At 69.2% G+C, this 23,877-nt stretch carries 18 protein-coding genes and 2 tRNA genes; 16 read left to right on the forward strand and 4 right to left on the reverse strand.

Annotation, left to right across the window (positions count from 1 at the left end):
- Window positions 1-131: 131 nt before the first annotated feature.
- The gene (locus ACFYW8_RS07330; protein ID WP_389068731.1) at window positions 132-1,361 is read right to left on the reverse strand and encodes a GNAT family N-acetyltransferase; all 1,230 of its coding nucleotides are present in this window, start codon (window positions 1,359-1,361) and stop codon (window positions 132-134) included.
- 171 nt (window positions 1,362-1,532) lie between these two features.
- On the opposite strand from ACFYW8_RS07330, the gene ACFYW8_RS07335 reads away from it, so the two are divergent.
- Both ACFYW8_RS07335 and ACFYW8_RS07340 read left to right on the forward strand, forming a co-directional pair.
- Window positions 1,533-2,705, forward strand: a complete 1,173-nt coding sequence (locus tag ACFYW8_RS07335; protein WP_365880348.1) for a PP2C family protein-serine/threonine phosphatase — start codon at window positions 1,533-1,535, stop codon at window positions 2,703-2,705.
- Window positions 2,706-2,788: 83 nt separating this feature from the next.
- Window positions 2,789-3,244 (forward strand): HD domain-containing protein, encoded by a 456-nt coding sequence (locus tag ACFYW8_RS07340; protein WP_365880350.1) that lies wholly within the window; start codon window positions 2,789-2,791, stop codon window positions 3,242-3,244.
- A 124-nt stretch (window positions 3,245-3,368) separates the two neighbouring features.
- Here ACFYW8_RS07340 and ACFYW8_RS07345 read toward each other — a convergent pair whose 3' ends face one another.
- On the reverse strand, window positions 3,369-4,571 hold the full coding sequence (locus tag ACFYW8_RS07345) for an acyltransferase family protein (protein WP_389068736.1): 1,203 nt from the start codon (window positions 4,569-4,571) through the stop codon (window positions 3,369-3,371).
- 654 nt (window positions 4,572-5,225) lie between these two features.
- Between ACFYW8_RS07345 and ACFYW8_RS07350 the strand changes: the two genes are divergently transcribed.
- Window positions 5,226-5,420: a hypothetical protein gene (locus tag ACFYW8_RS07350; RefSeq protein ID WP_365880354.1), complete on the forward strand. Its 195-nt coding sequence runs from the start codon at window positions 5,226-5,228 to the stop codon at window positions 5,418-5,420.
- A gap of 553 nt (window positions 5,421-5,973) precedes the next feature.
- On the opposite strand, the gene ACFYW8_RS07355 is transcribed toward ACFYW8_RS07350, so the two are convergent.
- Window positions 5,974-6,047 (reverse strand) — tRNA-Gly (locus ACFYW8_RS07355).
- A 152-nt stretch (window positions 6,048-6,199) separates the two neighbouring features.
- Between ACFYW8_RS07355 and ACFYW8_RS07360 the strand changes: the two genes are divergently transcribed.
- The 5 genes from ACFYW8_RS07360 (at window position 6,200) to clpX (ending at window position 11,187) form a co-directional block, all read left to right on the forward strand.
- A tRNA-Pro gene (locus ACFYW8_RS07360) sits at window positions 6,200-6,276 on the forward strand.
- Window positions 6,277-6,477: 201 nt separating this feature from the next.
- Window positions 6,478-7,872: a trigger factor gene (tig, locus tag ACFYW8_RS07365; RefSeq protein WP_389068740.1), complete on the forward strand. Its 1,395-nt coding sequence runs from the start codon at window positions 6,478-6,480 to the stop codon at window positions 7,870-7,872.
- Window positions 7,873-8,336: 464 nt separating this feature from the next.
- Window positions 8,337-8,942 carry an ATP-dependent Clp protease proteolytic subunit gene (locus ACFYW8_RS07370; protein ID WP_054231895.1) on the forward strand — a complete coding sequence of 202 codons (606 nt, stop codon included), beginning with the start codon at window positions 8,337-8,339 and terminating at the stop codon, window positions 8,940-8,942.
- Window positions 8,943-9,059: 117 nt separating this feature from the next.
- Window positions 9,060-9,740 carry an ATP-dependent Clp protease proteolytic subunit gene (locus ACFYW8_RS07375; protein ID WP_261708770.1) on the forward strand — a complete coding sequence of 227 codons (681 nt, stop codon included), beginning with the start codon at window positions 9,060-9,062 and terminating at the stop codon, window positions 9,738-9,740.
- 160 nt (window positions 9,741-9,900) lie between these two features.
- Window positions 9,901-11,187, forward strand: coding sequence for an ATP-dependent Clp protease ATP-binding subunit ClpX (gene clpX, locus ACFYW8_RS07380; RefSeq protein ID WP_261708796.1), 1,287 nt, complete (start codon window positions 9,901-9,903; stop codon window positions 11,185-11,187).
- A 113-nt stretch (window positions 11,188-11,300) separates the two neighbouring features.
- Here the strand turns inward: clpX and ACFYW8_RS07385 are convergent, their stop codons facing one another.
- On the reverse strand, window positions 11,301-12,269 hold the full coding sequence (locus ACFYW8_RS07385; protein ID WP_389068743.1) for a hypothetical protein: 969 nt from the start codon (window positions 12,267-12,269) through the stop codon (window positions 11,301-11,303).
- Between the two features lie 136 nt (window positions 12,270-12,405).
- Here ACFYW8_RS07385 and ACFYW8_RS07390 point away from each other — a divergent pair, with 136 nt between their 5' ends.
- The 8 genes from ACFYW8_RS07390 (at window position 12,406) to mrdA (ending at window position 23,862) form a co-directional block, all read left to right on the forward strand.
- Window positions 12,406-15,057: a valine--tRNA ligase gene (locus ACFYW8_RS07390; RefSeq protein ID WP_389068746.1), complete on the forward strand. Its 2,652-nt coding sequence runs from the start codon at window positions 12,406-12,408 to the stop codon at window positions 15,055-15,057.
- 350 nt (window positions 15,058-15,407) lie between these two features.
- Window positions 15,408-16,946 (forward strand): bifunctional folylpolyglutamate synthase/dihydrofolate synthase, encoded by a 1,539-nt coding sequence (locus ACFYW8_RS07395; RefSeq protein ID WP_389068748.1) that lies wholly within the window; start codon window positions 15,408-15,410, stop codon window positions 16,944-16,946.
- Between the two features lie 5 nt (window positions 16,947-16,951).
- Window positions 16,952-17,341, forward strand: a complete 390-nt coding sequence (locus ACFYW8_RS07400) for a DUF4233 domain-containing protein (protein WP_389068751.1) — start codon at window positions 16,952-16,954, stop codon at window positions 17,339-17,341.
- Between the two features lie 400 nt (window positions 17,342-17,741).
- Window positions 17,742-18,155: a nucleoside-diphosphate kinase gene (ndk, locus tag ACFYW8_RS07405; protein ID WP_057615965.1), complete on the forward strand. Its 414-nt coding sequence runs from the start codon at window positions 17,742-17,744 to the stop codon at window positions 18,153-18,155.
- A 438-nt stretch (window positions 18,156-18,593) separates the two neighbouring features.
- A complete protein-coding gene (locus ACFYW8_RS07410) occupies window positions 18,594-19,613 on the forward strand; it encodes a rod shape-determining protein (RefSeq protein WP_261708775.1) in 1,020 nt (339 codons plus the stop codon).
- A gap of 218 nt (window positions 19,614-19,831) precedes the next feature.
- On the forward strand, window positions 19,832-20,770 hold the full coding sequence (mreC, locus tag ACFYW8_RS07415) for a rod shape-determining protein MreC (protein ID WP_365880369.1): 939 nt from the start codon (window positions 19,832-19,834) through the stop codon (window positions 20,768-20,770).
- A gap of 18 nt (window positions 20,771-20,788) precedes the next feature.
- Window positions 20,789-21,463, forward strand: a complete 675-nt coding sequence (gene mreD / locus ACFYW8_RS07420; protein ID WP_365880371.1) for a rod shape-determining protein MreD — start codon at window positions 20,789-20,791, stop codon at window positions 21,461-21,463.
- Between the two features lie 140 nt (window positions 21,464-21,603).
- Entirely contained in the window at window positions 21,604-23,862 is a 2,259-nt protein-coding gene (gene mrdA / locus ACFYW8_RS07425) for a penicillin-binding protein 2 (protein ID WP_389068757.1), read from the forward strand.
- The last annotated feature ends 15 nt before the right edge of the window (window positions 23,863-23,877 follow it).

The following is a 23,877-nucleotide window of genomic DNA, read 5'->3' on the forward strand; positions in this document are numbered from 1 at the left end:
CCGTCCTCCGGACCCCGTCCTCCGGACCCCGTCCTCCGGCCCCCGTCCTCAGCGGCCGACGCGCGGTCACCGGTTTCCGCCGGGGCGTGGCCGTCGTCCCGCGGTCGGGGGCGCGGTCACCCGGCCAGCCCTCAGAACCCGTGCGGCAGCCAGGGTGCGACCACCGAGGTGAACGCCATCGACACCTCCGCCAGGGCTCCCTGCCGCAGTTCACGCACCAGGCCGCCGGCCGCGAGCGAGGCCGGCGACACCCCGCCGAGATAGACCATGCCCAACTCCCGCACGGACAGGGCGAGATCAGGGGCGTCCTCGGTCCGGACGCACGACGCTCCCTTCGCGTTGCCGGTGAGCCGCCAACGCCCCTCGTTCCACGGGCAGAAGGAGTCCTCGACCTCGAACACCACGTCCACCGGGGCCTGATACGTCCGCGCCTCAAGTGCGGCCCCGACGTCGACGAGGCGTACATGCAGCGCGTCCTTCATCTGCAGCCGGCAACGGCGGATGTCGGAGACCATGTGCTGCCAGGCCTCGTCCACGGGACGGCCCCGGGTGTGCAGCGTGGTCGTCAGGTCGATGTCGAAGAGGAACCGCCACAGCGCGGCCCGCACCGCCGGGTCCACGCCCTCCAGGTCAACCATCACGACCGTCCCGTTGTGCCCGGACGGGCCCCACTCGGGCTTGACCCGGAAGCGCGTGTAGCCCACTACCTCGCCGTCCCGCTCGGCCACCACGCACTGCAACGGTGACGCGCCGTTCCGCTCGGACTCCGGGTCGAGCACGCCGAGCCGCTGCCAGCCGGGCTGCCGGGCCAGCATCCCCGGACGCTCCGGCACGAGCCGCGCGTACACCGCCTCGCACGCGTCCAGTACCTCCCTGGGCACCGCGTAGCGCAGCCGTACGTCGTCGGTCCCGGGCGGCACGGACAGTTCCACGCGGCTGGTGTCGATCTCCGCGCGGATCTGCAGGGTCCCGATGCCGTAGCCGAACCGCCCGTAGATCGCCGGTTCCGACGCGGTCAGGACGGCGAGCGGCTCGCTCCCGGCCCGGATGTCGTCCAGCTGGCGGCGCATCATCGCGGTGAGCACCCCGCGCCGCCGGTGCGTGGCCGCGACGCTCACCATCGTGATCCCGGCCGCCGGTACCGAGGCGCCGCCCGGGACCGTGACACGGAAGGAGAAGGCCCCCGCCGTACCCACGCACTCCTCGCCGTCCCAGACCCCCAGCGAACGGTCGTACTCTGTGAGCGCGTTCCACAGTTCGCGCTCCTCGGACGACTCCGCCACACCTCCGAACGCGCGGATCAGGTTGTTGTACCACTTGTCCCAGTCGGCCTGCCGCAGCACCCGAACGTCAGTCGTCATATCCCATCCCTACCAGGGCAATGCGGTACGAGCGAGGGAATTTCGCCCGACCGTCGTGGCCTCCAACCGGAACGTACCTGTGCGGTTCTCTGTGAAGTTGAGCGCTCGGAGGGGGGACAAGTGGGACCTCCCGTGCCAAGCACCTGGTCCGATGGATAGGGTCCCGAACTAATGGCAGCAGGACGAGAGCGGCGCGCGGCAGCCGATACGTTCACGGCCCGGTTGAGGAAGCAATGGCACCGGGCCCGCACAGGGCTGCGCAGATCCGCTGTCGACTACTTCCGCGGGGACGGTTCGGACTGGATCGCGCTGGCCGGCCTGCTGATCACCATCCCGGTGATCGCCTCCACCACGCTGGTGAACTCGGTGTGGTGCTCGCCCTCCGCCCTGGTCCTGCCGATCGTGGCCGGCGGACTGCTGCTCCGGCCCGCCAGCCTGCTCGGGCTGTACGCTGCCGCCGCCACCGCGCTGATAGTGGAGTCCGTGAAGCTCGGCCCGTACACGGAGGGCCCGTCCCGGGTCACCCCGGGTGTGGTCCTGGTGGTCGCGGCCTGCGGCTTCTTCGGACTGCTGATCGCACAGTTCCGCAGCCGGGTGGGCGTGCCCTGGCGGCGCGGCGGCACCATGCTCTTCGACCTGCGCGAACGCATCCGGGTGCAGAGCAAGCTGCCGAAGCTGCCGCTGGGCTGGCACCGCGAGATGGCGCTGCGCCCGGCGGGCGGACAGTCCTTCTCCGGGGACTTCGTCGTGGCCGCGCGGACGAACGGCGGCCGGACCCTCGAAGTCGTCCTCACGGACGTGTCCGGCAAGGGCATGGACGCGGGTTCACGCGCCCTTCTGCTGTCCGGAGCCTTCGGCGGCCTCCTCGGTTCCCTGCCGCCGCACGCCTTCCTGCCCGCCGCGAACGGCTATCTGCTGCGCCAGGACTGGGACGAGGGCTTCGCCACCTCGATCCATCTGGTGCTCGATCTCGACTCGGGCGACTACGAACTCTTCTCGGCCGGACACCCGCCGGGCCTTCAGCTCAGCGCGGGCAGCGGACGCTGGGAGGAGAAGGTGGCGGAAGGCCCCCTGCTGGGGGTGTACGACGGCGCCCAGTTCGACCCGGTGAAGGGCTCACTGCGGCCCGGGGACGTGCTGATGCTGTTCACCGACGGTCTGGTCGAAACCGCCGACCGGGACATCGTCGAAGGCATCGACCGGCTCACCGGCGCGGCCGACCGCTTTGTCGCCGGCGGTTTCCACGGCGCCGCCTGGCACCTCATCGAGGCGGTGGCCAGGGACGTCAACGACGACCGGGCCCTCCTCCTGATCTGTCGCGAGGGCCTGACCCCGGTACGCTGACCGCGCCCCACGGCCGCCTCCGGCAACGCGATTGTTTCCGGCAACGCGGCGGCGGCGGCCCGTACCGAGGAGACACTGATCGCGTGACGCAACCTCTCCTGACCCTGGCCGAAGTCGAAGCGCTCGCTCGCGCGGCGCACGCCGCCCAGACCGACAAGGCCGGCCGGCCGTACGCCGAGCACCTCCAAGCCGTGGCGGACGGCGTCCGCGAGCGCGGCGGCGACGACGACCAGATAGCGGCGGCCTGGCTGCACGACGCCGTCGAGGACGACGCCCTCTCCGAGGACTGGCTGAAGGAAGCCGCGCTGACCCCCGGTACGAAGGACATCGTGCTGGCGCTCACCAAACAGGACGGCGAGTCCCCGGAGTCGTACGCGCGACGCATCCGCACCACGCGGGGCGCCCTGCTGGTCAAGGCGTCCGACCTGGCGCACAACGCCGACCCGGGCCGCCTCGCGGTCCTCGACGAGCACACCCGGGCCCGCCTGACGAAGAAGTACGCGACGATGCGGACCCTGCTGGGGCTGCCGCCGAGCTGAACGCGGTGCCTTCCACCGTCTTCCGCTGTTGTGCGCCGCCGTCCACCGTCCTCTGTTCGCCCCCGTGCCGAAGGGGGCGGGCCCGCAGACTGCGGGCCCGCCCCCTTCGACACCGATCGGCCGGCTACGCGTTGGCCGGCTGCGCGTCGGCCGCTCGCACAGGGGCCTTCGCCCGCTCCCGGGCGGCTTCCGCCGCGTCCTGCTTGAACGCCCACGCCAGCTTCGGCTCCACCGCGAAGCGGAACATCCGCCGGACGGGCCGTGTGCACAGGGCGGTGATGAGCGCGGCCGCGGCGACCGTCACGACGAACTCGCCGAGCGGACCGCGCACCCACCCCTCGTCGAACAAGCCCCCGTACGCGAACGCCTTGAGGACCAGGCCGTGCAGCAGATAGCCGTACAGCGTGCCCGCGCCGAGCGCCGTGAACCAGTACGTGCGCCGAGGCACCCAGGCGAAGAAGCAGGCGGTGAGCACCAGCGAGCAGCCGTAGAGCGCGAGCGTCATGATGACGCCGGCCCACCAGGGGGCGCCCATCTCCTGTGCGCTGTCGCGGTGATAGAACCAGGCGATGTTCATCCGGGGCGCCGCCCAGTAGCCCACGACCAGTGCCGCGGCCAGGACCGGCGCCGCCAGGACGCGCACCTCGCGGCGGCGCACCAGCTGGAAGTGCTCGGGCTTCATGGACAGGCCGAGGACGAAGAACGGCAGGTACTGCAGCACCCGTTGGAGGTCCAGATCGTCACCGATCTCCGGTGAGACGGACGCGATCAGGCCGAGACACAGGGTCAGCGGGAGCGGCCGGCGGATCAGCTTCCACAGGGGGGTCGTCAGCCGCCAGACGAAGAGCGCGGCCAGGAACCAGGTGAGGTACCAGGGGTCGAGCAGGCTGATCGACAGGTCCGAGCCGCCGACCCAGCGGCTGAAGAGGGAGTACGCCGTCTCGAACAGGACATACGGTACGACGACGCCCGTGACCAGCCGCTTCAGGCGGTCGGGGCGCATGTCGAAGCTGCGCGAGAAGTAGCCGGAGATGATGATGAAGGCCGGCATGTGGAAGGCGTACACGACCATGTACAGGGCTTCCAGGACGCGGCTCTGGCCCTTCAGCGGATCCCACACGTGACCCATGGCCACGAGCACGATCGCCAGGTACTTGGCGTTGTCGAAGAAGGGGTCGCGCTGTCCGGCGGGCTTGCCGCCCGGTGCGGTGGCGACGGCCGCCGCAGGCGTCCGGGGCGGGCGAGGACCGGGCGATCCGTCCGTCTGCCGCTCGACCGACGTGAGCGGCGAGCGGTGGTGACCGTGGGGTCGGGGCGAGTTGGTCACAGGCCCTCCCGCCAAGAACTCCGGGAGACGATTCTGGACCTCGCTGCGCGTATGGGGGGCGTGGCGGCGTGGAACATCTGAGGCACCTTAGCGTTGTCAGCACGTTCTCGTAAAACGCTCGATCTCATTCCTGCTTATCGCCTGCGCTTACCCCGGATTCGCGGATGTGTGCCTGCCGATCCACAGGTGTTCCGTAATCGATTCGCTTACTGGCGAGGGGTGTTCTGTCCCGCTTCGTGATGACTAAGTGGTGCATAGCACCCGAAGGCGACTCTGATGATATGTCTGGTTCGATAGCCTTCGGTGAGCTTCGGTCGCCCCTGCTCCGTGCTCGCGCTGTGCCTGTGGCGGCAATTCGAATTGTCCGCGAGCGAGATGTGTGGACATGGCAACGGTCACCGTGAATTCGCTGTCCGGGCATCCTTCCGAATTTCGGTGCGGGGCAGTGCGGTTGACGCGATTCCGTGGCGGCGGGGGAGGGTGGTGCCCCCTCTTCCGGTGGGGCGCCGACCTGCACCCGGGTCCACCCCTGGCCAACGATGCGTCACCTGCCGCATACGAGCGGCCGGTTGGTGGCACGATGGTTCTGGCGGGGGTGTGCGGGGCTGCACCTCCGGGCCGGGAGAGCGGACCGACCGTAGGGTGTGATCAGTTGTGGCCATTTCGCTGTCAGTGGTGCTGCTGTTGGCGATCATCCTCGTGGTGCTGATCCGAGGAGGATCTATCAAGGCGGGACCTGCCATCGTCGCGGTGCTCTTCGGCTTCTTTCTCGCGTCGACCGGTATGGCTCCGTCCATCACCCGGTTCCTCGATTCGATAGCGCAGACCATCAACTCGATCAGCTTCTGAACGGAACACGGCGGAAGGCGCCCGTCACCGGACCGCGGACGCGTGTGGGTAACGCGGCGCGGCCTGCGCCGGGCGCGCGTCACCGACTCCGCGCGCCGGTCACGGACCCCACTGCGCCCGAAACCCAGCGCCCGAAGGGGCGGCCGTCATGACGAAGCTCCGCCGCGACGTCCGTCGCGACGTCCGCCCTGTCCTGCGCGAGCGCGAGGCCGACGGGCAGCTGATGGTTCCCGCGTCGCGAGGGACCCGGCGGCACCCCTGACCGCCCGGCCCCGGACGAGGCCCGTTCCGGGTGCCGAACGAGCGTGAGGTCGGGCTCGGCCCCGGCGGCCCTACCGGCCGAGAGTGTGCCGTGCGCGTGAATCGATCATGCGGGTAGGACTCCGCAGGGGGCTCACTGGTTGCGCCGCCCGAAGGAATCGCGTCACCGCGGCGCATTCCCCCGGCGCGGGTGCGCCCCTGGGCGCGCCGCGGGCACGGAGGGCTGACCGCAGCCCCGGAAACGACAAGGGCCAGGCGGAGGAATGAACCTCCGGCCTGGCCCTACGTCATCTGGAGCGGGCGACGGGAATCGAACCCGCGTAGCTAGTTTGGAAGACTAGTGCTCTACCATTGAGCTACGCCCGCACAGAGTGCGCCGCAGGTCAGCGACCGCGGCACAGAATGCATCGTAGCGGGTCGACCGCCCACATCGCACACCCCGTTTCCCGTCCGCGTCGGCGCTCGCGAAATGCGGCAGCCGCGCTGCCTGCGGGCATGTACCCTACGTGTCGCACCGACGGGGTGTGGCGCAGCTTGGTAGCGCGTCCGCTTTGGGAGCGGAAGGCCGTGGGTTCAAATCCCGCCACCCCGACCACCGGCAAGACCCGCCAGGGATCCGCCCGGACAAGATCACCTTTTGGGGCGTGTACCGCCTGCGGTTACTATGCAAGCTGCGTGCCCGTATGTCTGCAGTGTTACGTCTCTCAAGGGCCGCGAATCCGCCCACAGGCTCTGCCCGACCGGCAGCGGCACGCAGCAGAACCCCCCAAGAAGTCAGCCACAAGGAGACCGAACCGTGAAGAGCGCCGTGGAGACCCTGAACCCGACTCGGGTTCGGCTCACTGTCGAGGTGCCCTTCGAGGAGCTCAAGGACAGCCTCGACGCGGCCTACAAGAAGATCAACCAGCAGGTCACGGTGAAGGGGTTCCGGAAGGGCAAGATCCCGGCGCGCATCATCGACCAGCGGTTCGGTCGCGGCGCCGTGCTCGAAGAGGCCGTCAACGACGCGCTCCCGAAGTTCTACACCGAAGCGGTCAACGAGGCTGAGCTGAATGTCCTCGGACAGCCTGAGGTCGACATCACCGAGCTGAAGGACGGCGAGACGCTGAACTTCACCGCCGAGGTCGACGTCCGCCCGACCATCGAGATCCCGGACTACTCCGGCATCGAGGTCGAGGTCGACGCCGTCGAGGTCAGCGACGAGGACGTCGAGAAGGCCGTCGCCGAGCTGCGCGAGCGCTTCGCCTCGACCTCCCCGGTCGAGCGCGCCGCCCAGGACGACGACGTCGTCACCCTCGACCTCGAGGCCAAGGTCGACGGAGAGGTCCTCGAGGACGGCGTCGCGAGCGGTGTCTCGTACACCATCGGCTCCGGCGAGCTCCTCGACGGCATCGACGAAGCGGTGAAGGGCCTGGAGGCCGGTGGCGAGACCACCTTCGCCTCCGAGCTCAAGGGCGGCTCCGCCGCCGGCAAGGAGGCCGAGGTCACCGTCAAGGTCACCCAGGTCGCCGCGCGTGAACTTCCCGAGCTGGACGACGAGTTCGCGCAGCTCGCCTCCGAGTTCGACACCCTCGACGAGCTGAAGGCCGACAGCCGCAAGCGCCTCGAGAACATGAAGCAGTACGACCAGGCCACGCAGGCCCAGGAGCGCGTCCTGGAGAAGCTGCTGGAGCTCGTCGAGGTGCCCGTCCCCGAGAAGCTGCTCGAGGACGAGATCAACACCCGCAAGCACAACCTCGAGCACCACCAGCTCGGCCAGATGGGCCTCGACCTCGCGAAGTACCTGGAGATCCAGGGCAAGACCGAGGAAGAGTTCGACGCCGAGACCAAGGAAGCCGCGGTCAAGGGCATCAAGACGCAGTTCGTCCTTGACGAGCTCGTCAACAAGGAGAAGCTGAACGTCAACCAGGAGGAGCTCACCGAGCACCTCATGCGGCGCGCGGCCTCCTCCGGCATGTCCCCCGACCAGTTCGCCCAGGCCGTCGTCGAGGGCGGCCAGGTCCCGATGCTCGTCGGCGAGGTCGCCCGCGGCAAGGCCCTCGCGGTCGTCGTCGAGGCCGCCACGGTCAAGGACACCAACGGCGAGGTCGTCGACCTCGAGGACGAGGAGGACGAGACGGCCGCGGCCGCCGACGACTCCGAGGCCACCGACGCCGCCGAGGCCGAGGCCGAGGAGACCCCCGAGGCCTGATCGCCTCACCTGTACGCCTGACGGGCCCCCGGGGACTTCATGTCCCCGGGGGCCCGTCCCCTTTGGGGGCGCGAGGAACTGCGCGAGCAACCCCCACCCGGCCGCGGTCGCGTTCCTGGGCCCCTGGCACCCCCACGGGTGCGGCGTTTCGGGGGTGCGCGTCACCGGCCCGCGCCGGTGACGCGGGCCGGCTCCAGCGGGCCGGGCACAGAGGTGCCCAGCCCCTTGAGGGGCGGCCCCGAGGGCCCGGTCGGGCCGGCGCAGCGCATGCGCTCACAGCGAACAGTTCCCTCTGCGGGATTCCCCGGAGGGACCCGCGCGTTAGGGTCCATGAATACGAGGGCAGGGGAGTCCCTGGACGCCGCCGGGAGGCGGCGCGGAACCCGGGGTCCCAGGTCCCTGCAGAAGACGTGAGACGGCCCGGCGCCGTCGTAAGACGAGCAGGTGGATACGTGACGAATCTGATGCCCACAGCTGCCGGCGAACCCTTCGGTGGTGGCCTCGGCGACCAGGTCTACAACCGACTGCTCGGCGAGCGGATCATCTTCCTCGGCCAGGCGGTCGACGATGACATCGCCAACAAGATCACGGCGCAGCTGCTGCTCCTTGCCGCCGACCCGGACAAGGACATCTACCTCTACATCAACAGCCCCGGCGGATCGATCACCGCCGGCATGGCGATCTACGACACCATGCAGTTCATCAAGAACGACGTGGTGACGATCGCCATGGGCATGGCGGCCTCGATGGGGCAGTTCCTCCTCAGCGCGGGCACCCCCGGCAAGCGCTTCGCCCTGCCGAACGCCGAGATCCTGATCCACCAGCCCTCCGCGGGTCTCGCGGGCTCCGCGTCGGACATCAAGATCCACGCCGAGCGGCTGCTGCACACCAAGAAGCGGATGGCGGAGCTGACCTCCTTCCACACCGGTCAGACGGTCGAGCAGATCACTCGTGACTCGGACCGCGACCGTTGGTTCGACCCGATCGAGGCCAAGGAGTACGGCCTCATCGACGACATCGTGCCCACCGCTGCAGGTATGCCGGGCGGTGGCGGCACCGGGGCGTCCTAAGCCCCTCCAGCGCCCCCGAGAGCGGCGCGGGGCCCCCTTCCCGCCCCCGGGTGGCGCCGGGCCCCCAGCGTGCTCTCAGCCGACCGCTCAGCCCTTTCAGGTTTTTCAGGAGACACAGTGAACGACTTCCCCGGCAGCGGCCTCTTCGCCCGCACGCAGGCCGAGTACACCGGTCCTCGCGCGGAGTCCCGCTACGTCATCCCGCGCTTCGTCGAGCGCACCTCGCAGGGCGTGCGTGAGTACGACCCGTACGCGAAGCTGTTCGAGGAGCGCGTGATCTTCCTCGGCGTGCAGATCGACGACGCCTCCGCCAACGACGTCATGGCGCAGCTGCTGTGCCTGGAGTCGATGGACCCCGACCGTGACATCTCGGTCTACATCAACAGCCCCGGTGGGTCGTTCACGGCCCTCACGGCCATTTACGACACGATGCAGTTCGTGAAGCCGGACGTTCAGACGGTCTGCATGGGACAGGCCGCCTCGGCCGCCGCGATCCTGCTGGCCGCCGGAACCCCGGGCAAGCGCATGGCACTTCCGAACGCCCGTGTGCTGATCCACCAGCCGTACAGCGAGACCGGCCGCGGGCAGGTCTCGGACCTCGAAATCGCGGCGAACGAAATCCTCCGGATGCGCGCGCAGCTGGAAGACATGCTGGCCAAGCACTCGACCACGCCGATCGAGAAGATCCGCGAGGACATCGAGCGCGACAAGATCCTCACGGCCGAGGACGCCCTGGCGTACGGCCTGATCGACCAGATCATTTCCACCCGGAAAATGAACAACTCCGCGGTCGTGTGACGAATCGCTGTATCGTCTGCCGCTCCTTGGCACGGTCCACGACAAAGTGAACCGTGCCAAGGGGGGCCCGGACGAGGGGCTCGGCAAGGTACCGTCGGACATAAGGCAGCACCAGGAGCCGCTGGACCTAGGCGTCTCCCAGGCGAAGGGGAAGCACACCGTGGCACGCATCGGTGACGGCGGCGATCTGCTCAAGTGCTCGTTCTGCGGCAAGAGCCAGAAGCAGGTCAAGAAGCTCATCGCAGGCCCCGGTGTGTACATCTGCGACGAGTGCATCGATCTCTGCAACGAGATCATCGAGGAAGAACTCGCGGAGACGAGCGAGGTGCGCTGGGAGGAACTCCCCAAGCCCCGCGAGATCTACGAGTTCCTCGAGGGCTATGTGGTCGGGCAGGAGTCGGCCAAGAAGGCCCTCTCCGTCGCGGTGTACAACCACTACAAGCGCGTCCAGGCCGGTGAGAACAGCGCGGGCCAGAACCGCGAGGACGCAATCGAGTTGGCGAAGTCCAACATCCTGCTGCTGGGCCCCACGGGCTCGGGCAAGACGCTCCTCGCCCAGACCCTCGCGCGCATGCTGAACGTTCCGTTCGCCATCGCCGACGCGACGGCGCTGACGGAGGCGGGATACGTCGGCGAGGACGTCGAGAACATCCTGCTGAAGCTGATCCAGGCCGCCGACTACGACGTCAAGAAGGCCGAGACAGGGATCATCTACATCGACGAGATCGACAAGGTGGCCCGTAAGAGCGAAAACCCGTCGATCACCCGCGATGTGTCCGGCGAGGGCGTCCAGCAGGCCCTGCTCAAGATCCTCGAGGGCACGACGGCCTCGGTGCCGCCGCAGGGCGGACGCAAGCACCCGCACCAGGAGTTCATCCAGATCGACACGACGAACGTCCTGTTCATCGTGGGCGGTGCCTTCGCGGGCCTGGAGAAGCTCATCGAGTCCAGGGCGGGCGCGAAGGGCATCGGCTTCGGCGCGACGATCCGCTCGAAGCGCGAGCTGGAGTCCAAGGACCAGTTCGAGGCCGTCATGCCGGAGGACCTGGTCAAGTTCGGCATGATCCCCGAGTTCATCGGCCGTCTCCCGGTCATCACCTCGGTCCACAACCTGGACCGCGAGGCACTCCTCCAGATCCTGGTCGAGCCGCGCAACGCCCTGGTGAAGCAGTACCAGCGCCTCTTCGAACTCGACGGTGTGGAGCTGGACTTCGAGCGTGAGGCCCTGGAGGCCATCGCCGACCAGGCCATCCTCCGCCAGACCGGCGCCCGAGGCCTGCGCGCGATCATGGAGGAAGTCCTCCAGGCCGTGATGTACGAGGTCCCGTCCCGCAAGGACGTGGCCCGCGTGGTCATCACCGCGGACGTGGTCCTGCGCAACGTCAACCCGACCCTTATCCCGCGTGACGCGCGGGGCCGGGGGCCGGGGGAGCAGAAGACGGCGTAGCGACACCTCTACGACGAAGGGGCGCCCGGCGAGCAATCGCCGGGCGCCCCTTGTCTGTTGCCCTCACCGCCTACCGCTGTGAAGGCGCCGGGCCCTTCAGCGGGAGGCCGACGTCAGGAGATCTTGACCCTGACGTCCTTGCGCAGCTTCGCGGCGATGTCGGCCGCGCTCTCCGGGGTGCTGCTCTTGCCGGACAAGATGCTCGCGTAGTCGAACGGCATCACAAGACCGATCGTGCTGTGGTCGCCCCAGATGCAGATCGGCAGGGTGAACGAGCTGGGGCCGGCGCCCGAACTCGCCGAGTCGTTCTTGACCTTGATCTCCTGGCACTTGAGGACGGCACCGTCGAGCGCGCTCGGCGTGTACGCCTTCGGGCTCCCGACGAACTCGCCGTCCTTGGAGCCCTGCTTCTGCTGCTCCTTCTTCATGCCGGCGAACATGTTGTCGACGGTCGCCTCCGGGTCGTCGATGGTTCCCCAGACACCGCCGAACGTGAGCTGCTTCATCGAGAGCGGGTTGCTCTTGTCGCCCGACTGGTACGTCGCGTTGGCGTCCTTGGGGTTCTTCACACCCCACCCCTGGGCGTCCTTCAGATCGTTCTTGGTCATGCCGCCACCGGCGTCGGCGGCGGCGGTGGACTTCTTGTACTCGCCGCCGAGGACCGAGGCCGGCGTCGTCAGCTTGTGCGGGCCGTCGTCGGCCACGGAGCTGCCGCTGGCGCTTCCGGCGAACAGGAGGTACGACGCCACCGCGACGACCGCCACCACGGCGACGCCGCCGATGACCAGGCCCGTCCGCTTCTTGCCGCCGGACGGCTCGGGCGGCATCGGGACCGTGCCGTAGGGAGGCTGCTGTCCGTAGGCGGGCGGCTGGCCGTACGGAGGGGTCTGCGGCGGGACGCCCTGGGGAGCCTGCTGGGGGTAGCCGTAGCCGGGCTGCGCGGGGGGAGCCTGGGGCGGGTAGCCGTAGCCGGGCTGCGGGGCCTGCGGCGGCTGGCCGTAAGGGCCAGGCTGGCCCGGCTGACCGTACGGTCCGGGCTGCTCGGGCTGCCCGCCGTACGGGCCCGGCTGGTTGTAGCTCATTCCTGGGTTCCCCTCCAGATACTTATGCGTTCCCAACATCCTGGCGTACAGGTCACGCCCCCAAGCCCCCGGGGGCCGCACCGTTACGAAGTAATCGCGTTTCGGGACAGGGGCATGACGCCTCTAAACTGATCCCGTGACCGAAAACGCTCAGCAGCAGCCACCAGAGCCCAACGCCGAACTGCCGACCCAGTACGCGCCGGCCGATGTAGAGGGGCCGCTGTACGAGCGCTGGGTGGAGCGCGGCTACTTCGAGGCGGACGCGAAGAGCGACAAGCCTCCGTTCACGGTCGTCATCCCGCCGCCGAACGTCACGGGCAGCCTGCACCTCGGGCACGCCTTCGAGCACACGCTCATCGACGCCCTCACGCGCCGCAAGCGCATGCAGGGTTTCGAGACGCTGTGGCAGCCGGGTATGGACCACGCCGGCATCGCCACCCAGAACGTCGTCGAGCGGGAGCTGGGCAAGGAGGGCAAGTCGCGGCACGACCTCGGCCGGGAGGCGTTCGTCGAGCGCGTCTGGCAGTGGAAGGCCGAGTCCGGCGGGCAGATCTCCGGGCAGATGCGCCGCCTCGGTGACGGCGTCGCGTGGTCGCGCGAGCGCTTCACCATGGACGAGGGTCTCTCCCAGTCGGTCCAGACCATCTTCAAGAAGCTCTACGACGACGAGCTGATCTACCGCGCCGAGCGCATCATCAACTGGTGCCCGCGCTGCCTCACCGCCATCTCGGACATCGAGGTCGAGTACCAGGACGACGACGGCGAGCTGGTCTCCATGAAGTACGGGGAGGGGGACGACTCCATCGTCGTCGCCACCACCCGCGCCGAGACCATGCTCGGTGACACCGCCGTCGCCGTTCACCCCGGCGACGAGCGGTACAAGCACCTCATCGGCAAGCTCATCCGGCTTCCGCTGACCGAGCGTTCGATCCCGGTCGTCGCGGACGAGCACGTCGACCCCGAGTTCGGCACCGGCGCCGTCAAGGTGACGCCCGCCCATGACCCGAACGACTTCGAGATCGGGCAGCGCCACAACCTGCCCAACATCGCCGTCATGGACGAGCACGCGGTCATCACGGTCTCCGGCCCCTTCCAGGGACTGGACCGTCTCGAGGCCCGTTCCGCCATCGTCGCCGCCCTGCGCGCCGAGGGCCGGATCGTCGCCGAGAAGAGGCCGTACAGCCACTCCGTGGGCCACTGTTCGCGCTGCAAGACCACCATCGAGCCGCGGCTGTCCATGCAGTGGTGGGTCAAGGTCGGTCCGCTGGCGAAGGCCGCGGGCGACGCCGTCCGCGACGGCCGCGTCAAGATCCACCCGCAGGAGATGGAGAAGCGGTACTTCGACTGGGTCGACAACCTCCACGACTGGTGCATCTCACGGCAGTTGTGGTGGGGCCACCGGATTCCGGTCTGGTACGGGCCGAACGGCGAGATCGTCTGCGTCGGTCCCGACGACGAGGCACCGACGGGCGAGGGCTGGCACCAGGACACCGACGTCCTCGACACCTGGTTCTCCTCCGGCCTGTGGCCGTTCTCCACGCTCGGCTGGCCCGAACAGACCGAGAGCCTCGCGAAGTTCTACCCGAACTCCGTCCTGGTCACCGGCTACGACATCCTCTTCTTCTGGGTCGCCCGGATGATGATGTTCGGCCTGTACGCGATGGACGGCACCCCGCCGTTCCACACCATCGCCCTGCACGGCATGGTCCGCGACCAGTTCGGCAAGAAGATGTCCAAGTCCTTCGGGAACGCGGTCAATCCGCTGGACTGGATGGACAAGTACGGCAGTGACGCACTGCGGTTCACGCTCGCGCGCGGCGCCAACCCCGGTGTCGACGTGCCGATCGGCGAGGACTGGGTCCAGGGCTCACGCAACTTCGCCAACAAGATCTGGAACGCCACCCGTTTCGCGCTGATGAACGGCGCGACGGTCGAGGGCGACCTCCCGCCCGCCGAGGAGCTGTCGGCCACCGACCGCTGGATCCTGTCGCGGCTGAACGCCACGGTCGCCGAAGTCGACGCCCTGTACGACGACTTCCAGTTCGCCAAGCTGTCGGACGCGCTGTTCCACTTCGCGTGGGACGAGGTCTTCGACTGGTACGTCGAGCTGTCCAAGACGACGTTCATGGCCGGCGGCGAGCCCGCGAAGGTCTCCGGCCGGGTCCTCGGCGAGGTCCTGGACGTGACGCTGCGGCTGCTGCACCCGATCGTCCCGTTCGTCACGGAGACCCTCTGGACCACCCTCACGGGCGGCGAGTCGGTCGTCATCGCGGACTGGCCGAAGGCCGTGTCCGTTCCGGGTGCCGAGGCGGCGGGCGGCTTCCGCGACACCGCCGCCGAGCAGGAGATCGAGAAGCTCCAGCAGGTCATCACGGAGGTCCGCCGCTTCCGTGCCGACCAGGGCCTCCAGCCCGGCCAGCGGGTTCCGGCCCGGCTGACCCTCGACGGGACCGCGCTGGCCCCGCACGAGGCGGCCATCCGCCAGCTCCTGCGCCTCCAGCCGGAGGGCGACAGCTTCTCGGCCACGGCGACGCTGCCGGTGGCGGGCGCCACGGTCGCGCTCGACCTGTCGGGCACGATCGACATCGCCGCCGAGCGCAAGCGGCTGGCCAAGGACCTCGCCGCCGCCGAGAAGGAGAAGGCCCAGGCGAACGGCAAGCTCGGCAACGAGGCGTTCCTGGCCAAGGCCCCGGACAACGTCGTGGAGAAGATCCGCGGCCGGCTCGCCAAGGCGGACGAGGACATCGCCCGCATCCAGGAGCAGCTGAACCGGCTGCCCGAGGCGTAACCGCCCGTCGTACGAGCGTGACGAAGGCCCCGGACCGTTCGGCCCCGGGGCCTTCCGCCGTACCCGGCCAGACTTTCCTCCACCCCCTCCACCCCCTCCGCCCCCTCCGCCCCTCCCGTCCCGGGGGCTGCGCCCCAGCCCCCCACTTCGGCCCGAGGGCCTCGTCCTCGATCGCCGGACGGGCTAAGACTTTCCAGCGCCGGACGAGAGAGGATCAGCCCCTCCGGCGATTGAGGAGCGGGGGGCCGGGGGCAGCGCCCCCGTTACGGGACGGGTAGGGGCGGAGGGGGCGAAAACCCCCACGCGGCCCCACACGCCCCCACACCCCGCCGCCTCCGTAGACTGGCCCCGTGAGCGACCTCCCCCCGCACGACAGCAGCGCGTCCGACGAGCCGGAACCTCGTGACCCGCACGGCCTCTTCGAGGAGATCGTGGCAAACGAGACCGACCGAGACCCCGACCTCGCGGTGATCGAGGCCGGCAGCCGCACCCTGCGAACGCAGGGCAGTGGCGGCCCGCAGGCCGACGTACCCGGGCGCCCCTCCGACCCCGAGGTGGACAAGGCGCTGCGCGAGGTGGAGGCCGAGCTCGCCACCCGCTGGGGCGAGACCAAGCTGGAGCCGTCCGTCAGCAGGATCGCGGCGCTGATGGACGTCCTGGGTGAGCCGCAGCGCGCGTACCCCTCGATCCACATCACGGGCACGAACGGCAAGACCTCCACCGCCCGCATGATCGAGGCGCTGCTGAGCGCCTTCGCCCTGCGCACCGGCCGCTACACCAGCCCCCACGTGCAGTCGATCACCGAGCGGATCAGCCTGGACGGGGCGCCGATCCCCGCCGAGCGGTTCGTCGAGACGTACAACGACATCAAGCCGTACATCGAGATGGTCGACGGGCAGCAGGAGTACCGGCTGTCGTTCTTCGAGGTGCTCACCGGCATGGCGTACGCCGCCTTCGCCGACGCGCCCGTGGACGTCGCCGTCGTCGAGGTCGGCATGGGCGGCAGCTGGGACGCCACCAACGTGATCGACGGGGCCGTCGCCGTCGTGACTCCCATCGACCTCGACCACACCGACCGGCTCGGGGAGACGCCCGGCGAGATCGCCACCGAGAAGGCGGGCATCGTCAAGCAGGACGCCACCGTCATCCTGGCCCAGCAGCCGGTCGACGCGGCCCAGGTGCTGCTGAAGAAGGCCGTCGAGGTCGACGCGACGGTGGCCCGCGAGGGGCTCGAATTCGGTGTCGTGGGGCGCCAGATCGCCGTCGGCGGGCAGCTGCTCACCCTGCGCGGCCTCGGCGGGGAGTACGAAGAGGTCTTCCTGCCGCTGCACGGCGCCTACCAGGCGCACAACGCCGCCGTGGCGCTCGCCGCGGTCGAGGCGTTCTTCGGCGTCGGCTCGGCACACGCGCAGCGGCTCGACATCGACACCGTGCGCAAGGCGTTCGCGGCGGTCACCTCGCCGGGCCGCCTGGAGATCGTGCGGCGCTCGCCCACCGTGGTGCTCGACGCCGCGCACAACCCCGCGGGTGCCCGCGCCACCGCCGAGGCGGTGAGCGAGGTGTTCGACTTCAGCCGGCTGATCGGCGTCGTCGGCGCGAGCGGCGACAAGAACGTCCGGGGGCTGCTCGAAGCCTTCGAGCCGATCTTCGCCGAGGTGGTCGTCACCCAGAACTCCAGCCACCGTGCGATGGACACGGACGAACTGGCCGGGATCGCCGTCGAGATCTTCGGTGAGGACCGGGTACAGGTCGAACCGCGGCTGGACGACGCCCTGGAGGCCGCGATCACGCTCGCCGAGGAAGAGGGCGAGTTCGCGGGCGGGGGCGTACTGGTCACCGGATCCGTCATCACGGTCGGCGAGGTCCGACTGCTCCTGGGGAAGGGCTGACTCCCGTGCGTACGCTCTGTGCTTCCACGCTGATCGGCGAGTTCTTCGTCATCGGCTTCGCCGGGCTCGTCGCCATGAAGGAACCCGATCTGTCCACGGCCACGGTCTGGACGGTCTGCGGGGTCCTGATGGCGCTGAGCGTGCTGCTGTGCGGCATGATCACGCGGCCCGGCGGGGTCCAGCTCGGCTGGGCCCTGCAGATCCTGCTGATCGCCGGCGGCTTCGTCGTCCCGTCGATGTTCGTCCTGGGCGCGGCCTTCGCCGCCCTGTGGTGGGCCTCGGTCCACTACGGCCGGAAGATCGACGAGGCCAAGGCCAGGTTCGCCGCGCAGGCGCAGCCGCAGCCGCAGCCGCAGGCCCCGGCCAAGGCCGAGCCTGGCGGCAACCCGGCCTAGACGTGGCCCGGACGGGCGCGGGCCGTGCGACGGTCGGGCGCAAGCGTGTGACGGTCGGGCGCGGGCGGGCGAGCACGTGTGCCGGCCTGACGCCGCTGTCGCCGCCGGCGCTGGTGTCGGGGGCTTGCCCCAGCCCTCCGAGGCGCCCCGGCGCGCGGCACCCGCACTCCCGCGTGTGATGTGGCACCCGCACTCCTGCGCGTGGCACCCGCACTCCTGCGCGCGGCACCCGCACTCCTACGCGCGGCACCCGCACTCCGGGGCGCGGCACCCGCGCCCCGGCGCGCGGCACCGGCGGACAGGCGCGTGTGCCGGTATCACCCGACACTGTGCGACAGCCACCCTGACACGCCCTGTAGCCTCGGTCATCCGCACAAGTGTGACCCGAAGGAGCCATCCCGTGAGCCAGCGCACCCTCGTCCTTCTCAAGCCCGACGCCGTCCGTCGCGGCCTGACCGGCGAGATCATCAGCCGCATCGAGCGCAAGGCCGGCTGGCAGATCACCGCGCTGGAGCTGCGGACCCTGGACCAGGACACGCTGGAGCAGCACTACGGCGAGCACAAGGGCAAGCCCTTCTACGAGCCGCTGGTCGAGTTCATGGCCTCCGGCCCGGTCGTGGCGCTGATCGTCGAGGGCGAGCGGGTCATCGAGGGCGTGCGCGCCCTGGCCGGACCGACCGACCCGATCGCCGCCGCCCCCGGTTCCATCCGCGGTGACTACGGCGTCATCGTCCGCGAGAACCTGATCCACGCCTCCGACTCCGAGGAGTCCGCCGAGCGCGAGGTGAAGATCTTCTTCCCCGGCCGCGCCTGAGCGTACGGACGCCGACCTCGCGTGCGCGCCCGCGCGCACGGACGGTCACCGTCATGCGCACGGACAGTCGCGTCCGAGGTCGCGGGCGGTCTCGGCGAGGTCGCCCGGACGATCCGCGGACCGCGTCGGGCAGTACATCCAAAAGATATTTTCTGAGACGGCGTCAGCGCCGCTCGGACAGTCTGACCTGGGACGGCCGTGAAAAATCCGGCCGTCCCGTGGCATATGCGTGCTGATCGAGGGAACGCGTGACCCCGATGGCCCGTCTCCACAAGCAAGTCGGCCCGCCATCTGCTGACAATGGCGAAGACCCTCGCGCCGTGTTCGTGTATGCGCGTCTACGATGGAAGCATTCACGTCGCTGCACCAACCTCGCCGTCCTAAAAAGCCGTCAAAGCTCCACTTGGGAAGGCCAGACGAATCCTGATGGGGAACTCAATGTCGTTCATCGGCCGTGACATGGCTGTCGACCTCGGGACCGCCAACACGCTGGTGTACGTCAGGGGTCGCGGGATCGTACTCAACGAGCCGTCCGTCGTCGCGATCAACACCAACACCGGCGGGATCCTCGCGGTCGGCGCGGAAGCGAAGAAGATGATCGGGCGGACGCCGGGCAACATCGTTGCCGTGCGCCCGCTGAGGGACGGCGTCATCGCCGACTTCGAGATCACCGAGCGCATGCTCCGCTACTTCATCCTGAAGATCCACAAGCGGCGCTACCTCGCCCGCCCCCGTGTCGTCGTCTGTGTGCCCTCGGGCATCACGGGAGTCGAGCGCCGTGCCGTCATCGAGGCGTCGTCCCAGGCCGGCGCCCGCCAGGTGCACATCATCGAGGAGCCCATGGCCGCGGCCATCGGCGCCGGCCTGCCGGTCCACGAGGCCACGGGCAACATGGTGGTGGACATCGGCGGCGGCACCACCGAGGTCGCGGTCATCTCGCTCGGTGGCATCGTCACCGCCCAGTCCATCCGCGTCGCGGGTGACGAGCTGGACAACGCGATCATCCAGCACATCAAGAAGGAGTACAGCCTCCTTCTCGGTGAGCGGACGGCCGAGCAGATCAAGATCACGATCGGTTCGGCGTACGACCTCGACACCGACGAGCACACCGAAATCCGCGGCCGGGACCTGGTGTCCGGACTGCCCAAGACGGTCGTCATCTCCGCGGCGGAGGTCCGCAAGGCGATCGAGGAGCCGGTCAACGCGATCATCGACGCCGTGAAGACGACGCTCGACAAGTGTCCGCCCGAGCTCTCCGGTGACGTGATGGACCGCGGAATCGTTCTGACCGGCGGCGGGGCCCTGCTGCGCGGTCTGGACGAGCGACTGCGCCGCGAGACCGGCATGCCGATCCACATCGCGGAGGACCCGCTGGACAGCGTGGCGCTCGGCTCCGGCAAGTGTGTCGAGGAGTTCGAGGCGCTCCAGCAGGTTCTGGACGCCCAGCCGCGCAGATGAAGTAACACTTCGATTCCGCCGTACGAGATCACCCCTTCTCGTGCGGCGGATCGTTGGTATGGAGGCATAAACTCCTGCGACATAGAGTCATAACCTCCCCCATAACAGCCACCCCGTCACACCCCCCACCACCCAGCCTCATCGCACCGTGGGCGTCCTTCTCGCCCAGGGTGCGCCCCTGTTGACTCATTACGACGAGGAAGGCACGGCCGCCGCACGTGAGGGACACACGAGAGAGCCGGCTGCTCCTGGTGCTGCTGATCGCCATCGCGTTCGCACTGATCACGGTGGACATCCGCGGCGGGCAGGACTCACCGGTCGACGGTGCCCGCCAGGCCGCCGCGACGGTCTTCGGCCCGATCGAGAACGGGGTGTCGTCCGCGGTCGACCCCGTCGGCAACGCGATCTCCGCGGTCCGCGACTCGGGCGGACGGCACGACCGTCTCGCCCAACTGGAGCACGACAACGCGGCGTTGAAGGCGAGGCTCGGCAGCGACGACCGCAACCGCAGCCGCCTCAAGCAGCTCGACAAGATGATCAAGGTGGCGGGCGAGGGCCAGTACGGCATCAAGGGTGCCGAGGTGATCGCCATAGGGGCGGCCCAGGGCTTCTCCTGGACCGTCACCATCGACGTCGGCGCCAACGACGGCATCCAGCGCGACATGACCGTCCTGAACGGCGACGGACTGGTCGGCCGGGTCACCACCGTCGGCCCCGACACCGCGACCGTGCTCCTCGCGAACGACCCCGACTTCACCGTCGGCACCCGCATGGAGTCGAGCGACGAACTCGGCTTCGCCTCGGGGCAGGGCGACCGCCCGCTGCGCGTCGAACTCCTCAACGCCAAGGCGAAGATCAAGAAGGGCGACCGGCTGGTCACCTTCGGCTCGCAGTCCGACAAGCCGTTCGTGCCCGGCGTCCCCGTCGGCGTCGTCTCCCGAGTCGACCCCTCCGGCGGCGACCTGACCCGCACGATCTACGTGACGCCGTTCGTCTCGTTCACCAAGCTCGACATCGTCGGCGTCGTCGTGGCGGCACCCAAGAGCGACCCGCGCGACACCGTGCTGCCGCCGAAACCCAGACCGACGCCCACGCCGACCGTGACCGTGACGGTCACCCCCTCGGCGAGCGCCCCCGTCCTCGGCCAGCAGCAGTAGCAGGAGGAGCCGAATCCCATGCGTTTCAACCGGATGCTGCTCTCCGTCACCCTGGTGGTCGTCGCCCTGGTGATCCAGGTGAGCGTTCTTGCCCGACTCCATCTCCCGGGCGCCGTCCCGGACCTGGTGCTGCTGACCGTGCTCGCCCTCGCCATGGTCTACGGCCATGTCGGCGGCGCGCTCATCGGCTTCGGCGCGGGTCTCCTCTCCGACCTCGCCCCACCCGCCGACCACGCCGCCGGGCGCTACGCCCTCGTGCTCTGCGTCGTCGGCTATCTCGCCGGCCTCGCCAAGCCCGAGAACGGCAGACTCAAATCGGCCACCGGACCCATGGTCGTGGTCGTCGCCGCCGCGATCGGCTCCACCGTGCTCTACGCGGGCGTCGGCGCCCTCGTCGGCGACACCGCCGCCCGCCATGTGGGGCTCAGAAGCCTGCTGCTCACCGCCGCCGTCTACGACCTGCTGCTCGCGCCCTTCGTCGTCCCGGTGCTGATGGCGCTCGCAAGGCGCGCCGAGAACGATCCGCTCTCCGAGGGCGGTTCGGCGTCCAAGGCGGCCGACGTCGCGTCGGGCTGGCTGTCCTCCGGCGGCACCGGCCTGCGCATCGGCAGCCAGCGCAGCGGACTGCGCGTGAAGGCCGCCAAGGCACGGGTCGCCCGCGCCGGACGCATCAAGGGGGTCAAGCGGCTGTGACGACAGCGACGAGCGCCGTCCGGCCGACAGCTCAAGCGCCGCGCGGGTCGCGGGACTTGACCGACCGCGGTGTCGGGACGCACAGGTTCGCCGTGTACTCGTATGACTCGTACACACACTGAGAGGGGGAGGCAGCACCAATGACAAATATCCCCGAGACCGGTCGGACCCCACGGGTCCAGATCCGGCTCGTCGTCATCCAGATTCTCGTACTCTCCCTCCTCGGTACCCTCGGCGGACGCCTCTGGTTCCTCCAGATCCGCAACGGCGACCAGTACGCCAAGGAAGCCTCCGGCAACCACGTCCAGCAGGTCGTCCAGCCCGCCGTACGGGGCTCGATCCTGGACGCCCGGGGCGTTCCGATCGCGGACAACGAGACCCGGCTCGTGGTCTCCGCCTCGCGCACCGACCTGCTGAAGATGGCGGACGACGGGAAAGCCGTCCTCACCAAGCTCGCCGGCGTGCTGGGCCTCAAGCCCGAGGACGTCATCCAGAAGGTCCGCCTCTGCGACGCCAAGACGCCGCAACCGTGCTGGAACGGCTCGCCCTACCAGCCGATCCCCATCACCGACAAGGCCACCCCGCGCCAGGCCCTGCAGATCCGCGAACGCTCCGAGGACTTCCCCGGCATCACCGCCGAGCCGGAGGCGGTACGCCGGTACGCGGCACCCGGCAAGTCCAACGCCGCGCAGGTGCTCGGCTACCTCTCGCCCGTCACCGACGACGAGATCACCAAGGCCAAGGACACCGACTCGCCCTACCTGCGCTCCGACCAGGTCGGCCGCTCCGGCCTGGAGCGCCAGTACGACAAGGCCCTGCGCGGCAAGGCCGGCGTCACCCGCTACGAGGTCGACAACCTCGGCCGCGTCATCGGCAAGGCCAAGAGCGACAAGGCCGAGCCCGGCGCCAACCTCGTCACCAGCATCGACGCCCGCGTCCAGCGCGTCGCCGAGTACGAGCTGGACTACGCGATGAAGGTCGCCCGGACCCAGTTCGACAAGATCACCGGCGAGAACTACAAGGCCGACTCCGGCGCGGTCGTGGTGATGGAGGCCAAGACCGGCCGTGTCGTCGCCATGGCCTCCCAGCCGACGTACGACCCGAACGCCTGGGTCGGCGGCATCTCCGGCAAGGACTACACCGCGCTCACCGGCAAGAAGTCCAACTACCCGCTGCTGAACCGGGCCACCCAGGGCCAGTCGGCCCCCGGTTCGACGTTCAAGGTGGTCTCCACCGCCGCCGCGGTCCAGGCCGGATATTCCTTCGACGGGCACTACCCGTGCACCAGCTCGTACTCCGTCGGCAGCCAGGTCTTCAAGAACTTCGAGGGAGAGAGCTTCGGCCCGATCTCGCTCGGCCGGGCGCTGGAGGTCTCCTGCGACACCGTCTTCTACGGACTCGCCGACAACGAGTGGAAGAAGGACGGCGGCATCAACCCGAAGAAGACCCCCAAGGACTACTTCTACAAGACGGCGCACCAGTTCGGACTCGGCCAGGAGACCGGCATCGACCTCCCCAACGAGGTCACCGGCCGCGTCCCGGACCGCAAGTGGAAGCTGAACTACTGGAAGGCCAACAAGGACGCCTGGTGCAAGACCGGCAAGAAGGGCGGCACCTACGTCCAGCGGATCGAGTACGAGAACTGCCTCGAAGGCAACAAGATGCGCGAGGGCGACTCGATCAACTACTCCATCGGCCAGGGTGACACCCTCGTCACCCCGGTCCAGGAAGCCGCCATCTACTCGGCGGTCTCCAACGGAGGCACCCTGTACGCCCCGACCATCGGCAAGGCGATCGTCAGCGCCGACGGCAGGAGCGTCCAGGAGATCAAGCCGAAGGTGAACGGCAAGCTGCCGGTCAGCAAGGCGACGCTCAAGGGCATGAACGAGGCCTTCGCGGGTGTCGTCACCCGAGGTACCGCCGCCTGGAAGTTCGGCGGCTGGCCGCAGGACAAGATCCCGCTGCACGCCAAGACCGGTACCGCCGAGGTCTACGGCAAGCAGACGACGTCCTGGCTCGCCACGTACTCCAAGGACTACACGATCATCATGACGATCTCCCAGGCCGGTACGGGCTCGGGAGCGTCCGGTGAGGCCGTGCGCAAGATCTACAACGCCCTCTACGGAGTCTCCGCCGACGGCGCCATCGACAAGAAGAAGGCCCTGCTGCCGTCCCCGCAGAAGAGCCTGCCGAAGATCCAGACCGACGGCTCGATCGACGCCCCGGCCATCTCCAAGGACCCGGCCAAGGACCAGCAGGCCAGCCAGGCCCCCAAGGACGCCACCACCGGCCAGCAGCTGCCCGCCGGCACCACCGCCTCGCCCAGCGCCGGAAACCGCGTCACCCGGAGGCGTAGGGCCCACCCGCCGAAGAGGCGGGGAAAGAGGATCCTGACATGACGAGGGCGGCGACCA

The sequence above is a fragment of the Streptomyces sp. NPDC002742 genome (assembly GCF_042888885.1).
In the GTDB taxonomy this organism is placed as follows: Bacteria; Actinomycetota; Actinomycetes; order Streptomycetales; family Streptomycetaceae; genus Streptomyces.

Excerpts from the sequence above, each read along its gene's own strand:
- ACFYW8_RS07330 (WP_389068731.1), bottom strand. The coding sequence starts at position 1,361 with ATGACGACTGACGTTCGGGTGCTGCGGCAGGCCGACTGGGACAAGTGG.
- ACFYW8_RS07335 (WP_365880348.1), top strand. The coding sequence starts at position 1,533 with ATGGCAGCAGGACGAGAGCGGCGCGCGGCAGCCGATACGTTCACGGCC.
- ACFYW8_RS07370 (WP_054231895.1), top strand. The coding sequence starts at position 8,337 with ATGCCCACAGCTGCCGGCGAACCCTTCGGTGGTGGCCTCGGCGACCAG.
- ACFYW8_RS07385 (WP_389068743.1), bottom strand. The coding sequence starts at position 12,269 with ATGAGCTACAACCAGCCGGGCCCGTACGGCGGGCAGCCCGAGCAGCCC.
- ACFYW8_RS07410 (WP_261708775.1), top strand. The coding sequence starts at position 18,594 with ATGTCGTTCATCGGCCGTGACATGGCTGTCGACCTCGGGACCGCCAAC.
- mreD (WP_365880371.1), top strand. The coding sequence starts at position 20,789 with ATGCGTTTCAACCGGATGCTGCTCTCCGTCACCCTGGTGGTCGTCGCC.
- mrdA (WP_389068757.1), top strand. The coding sequence starts at position 21,604 with ATGACAAATATCCCCGAGACCGGTCGGACCCCACGGGTCCAGATCCGG.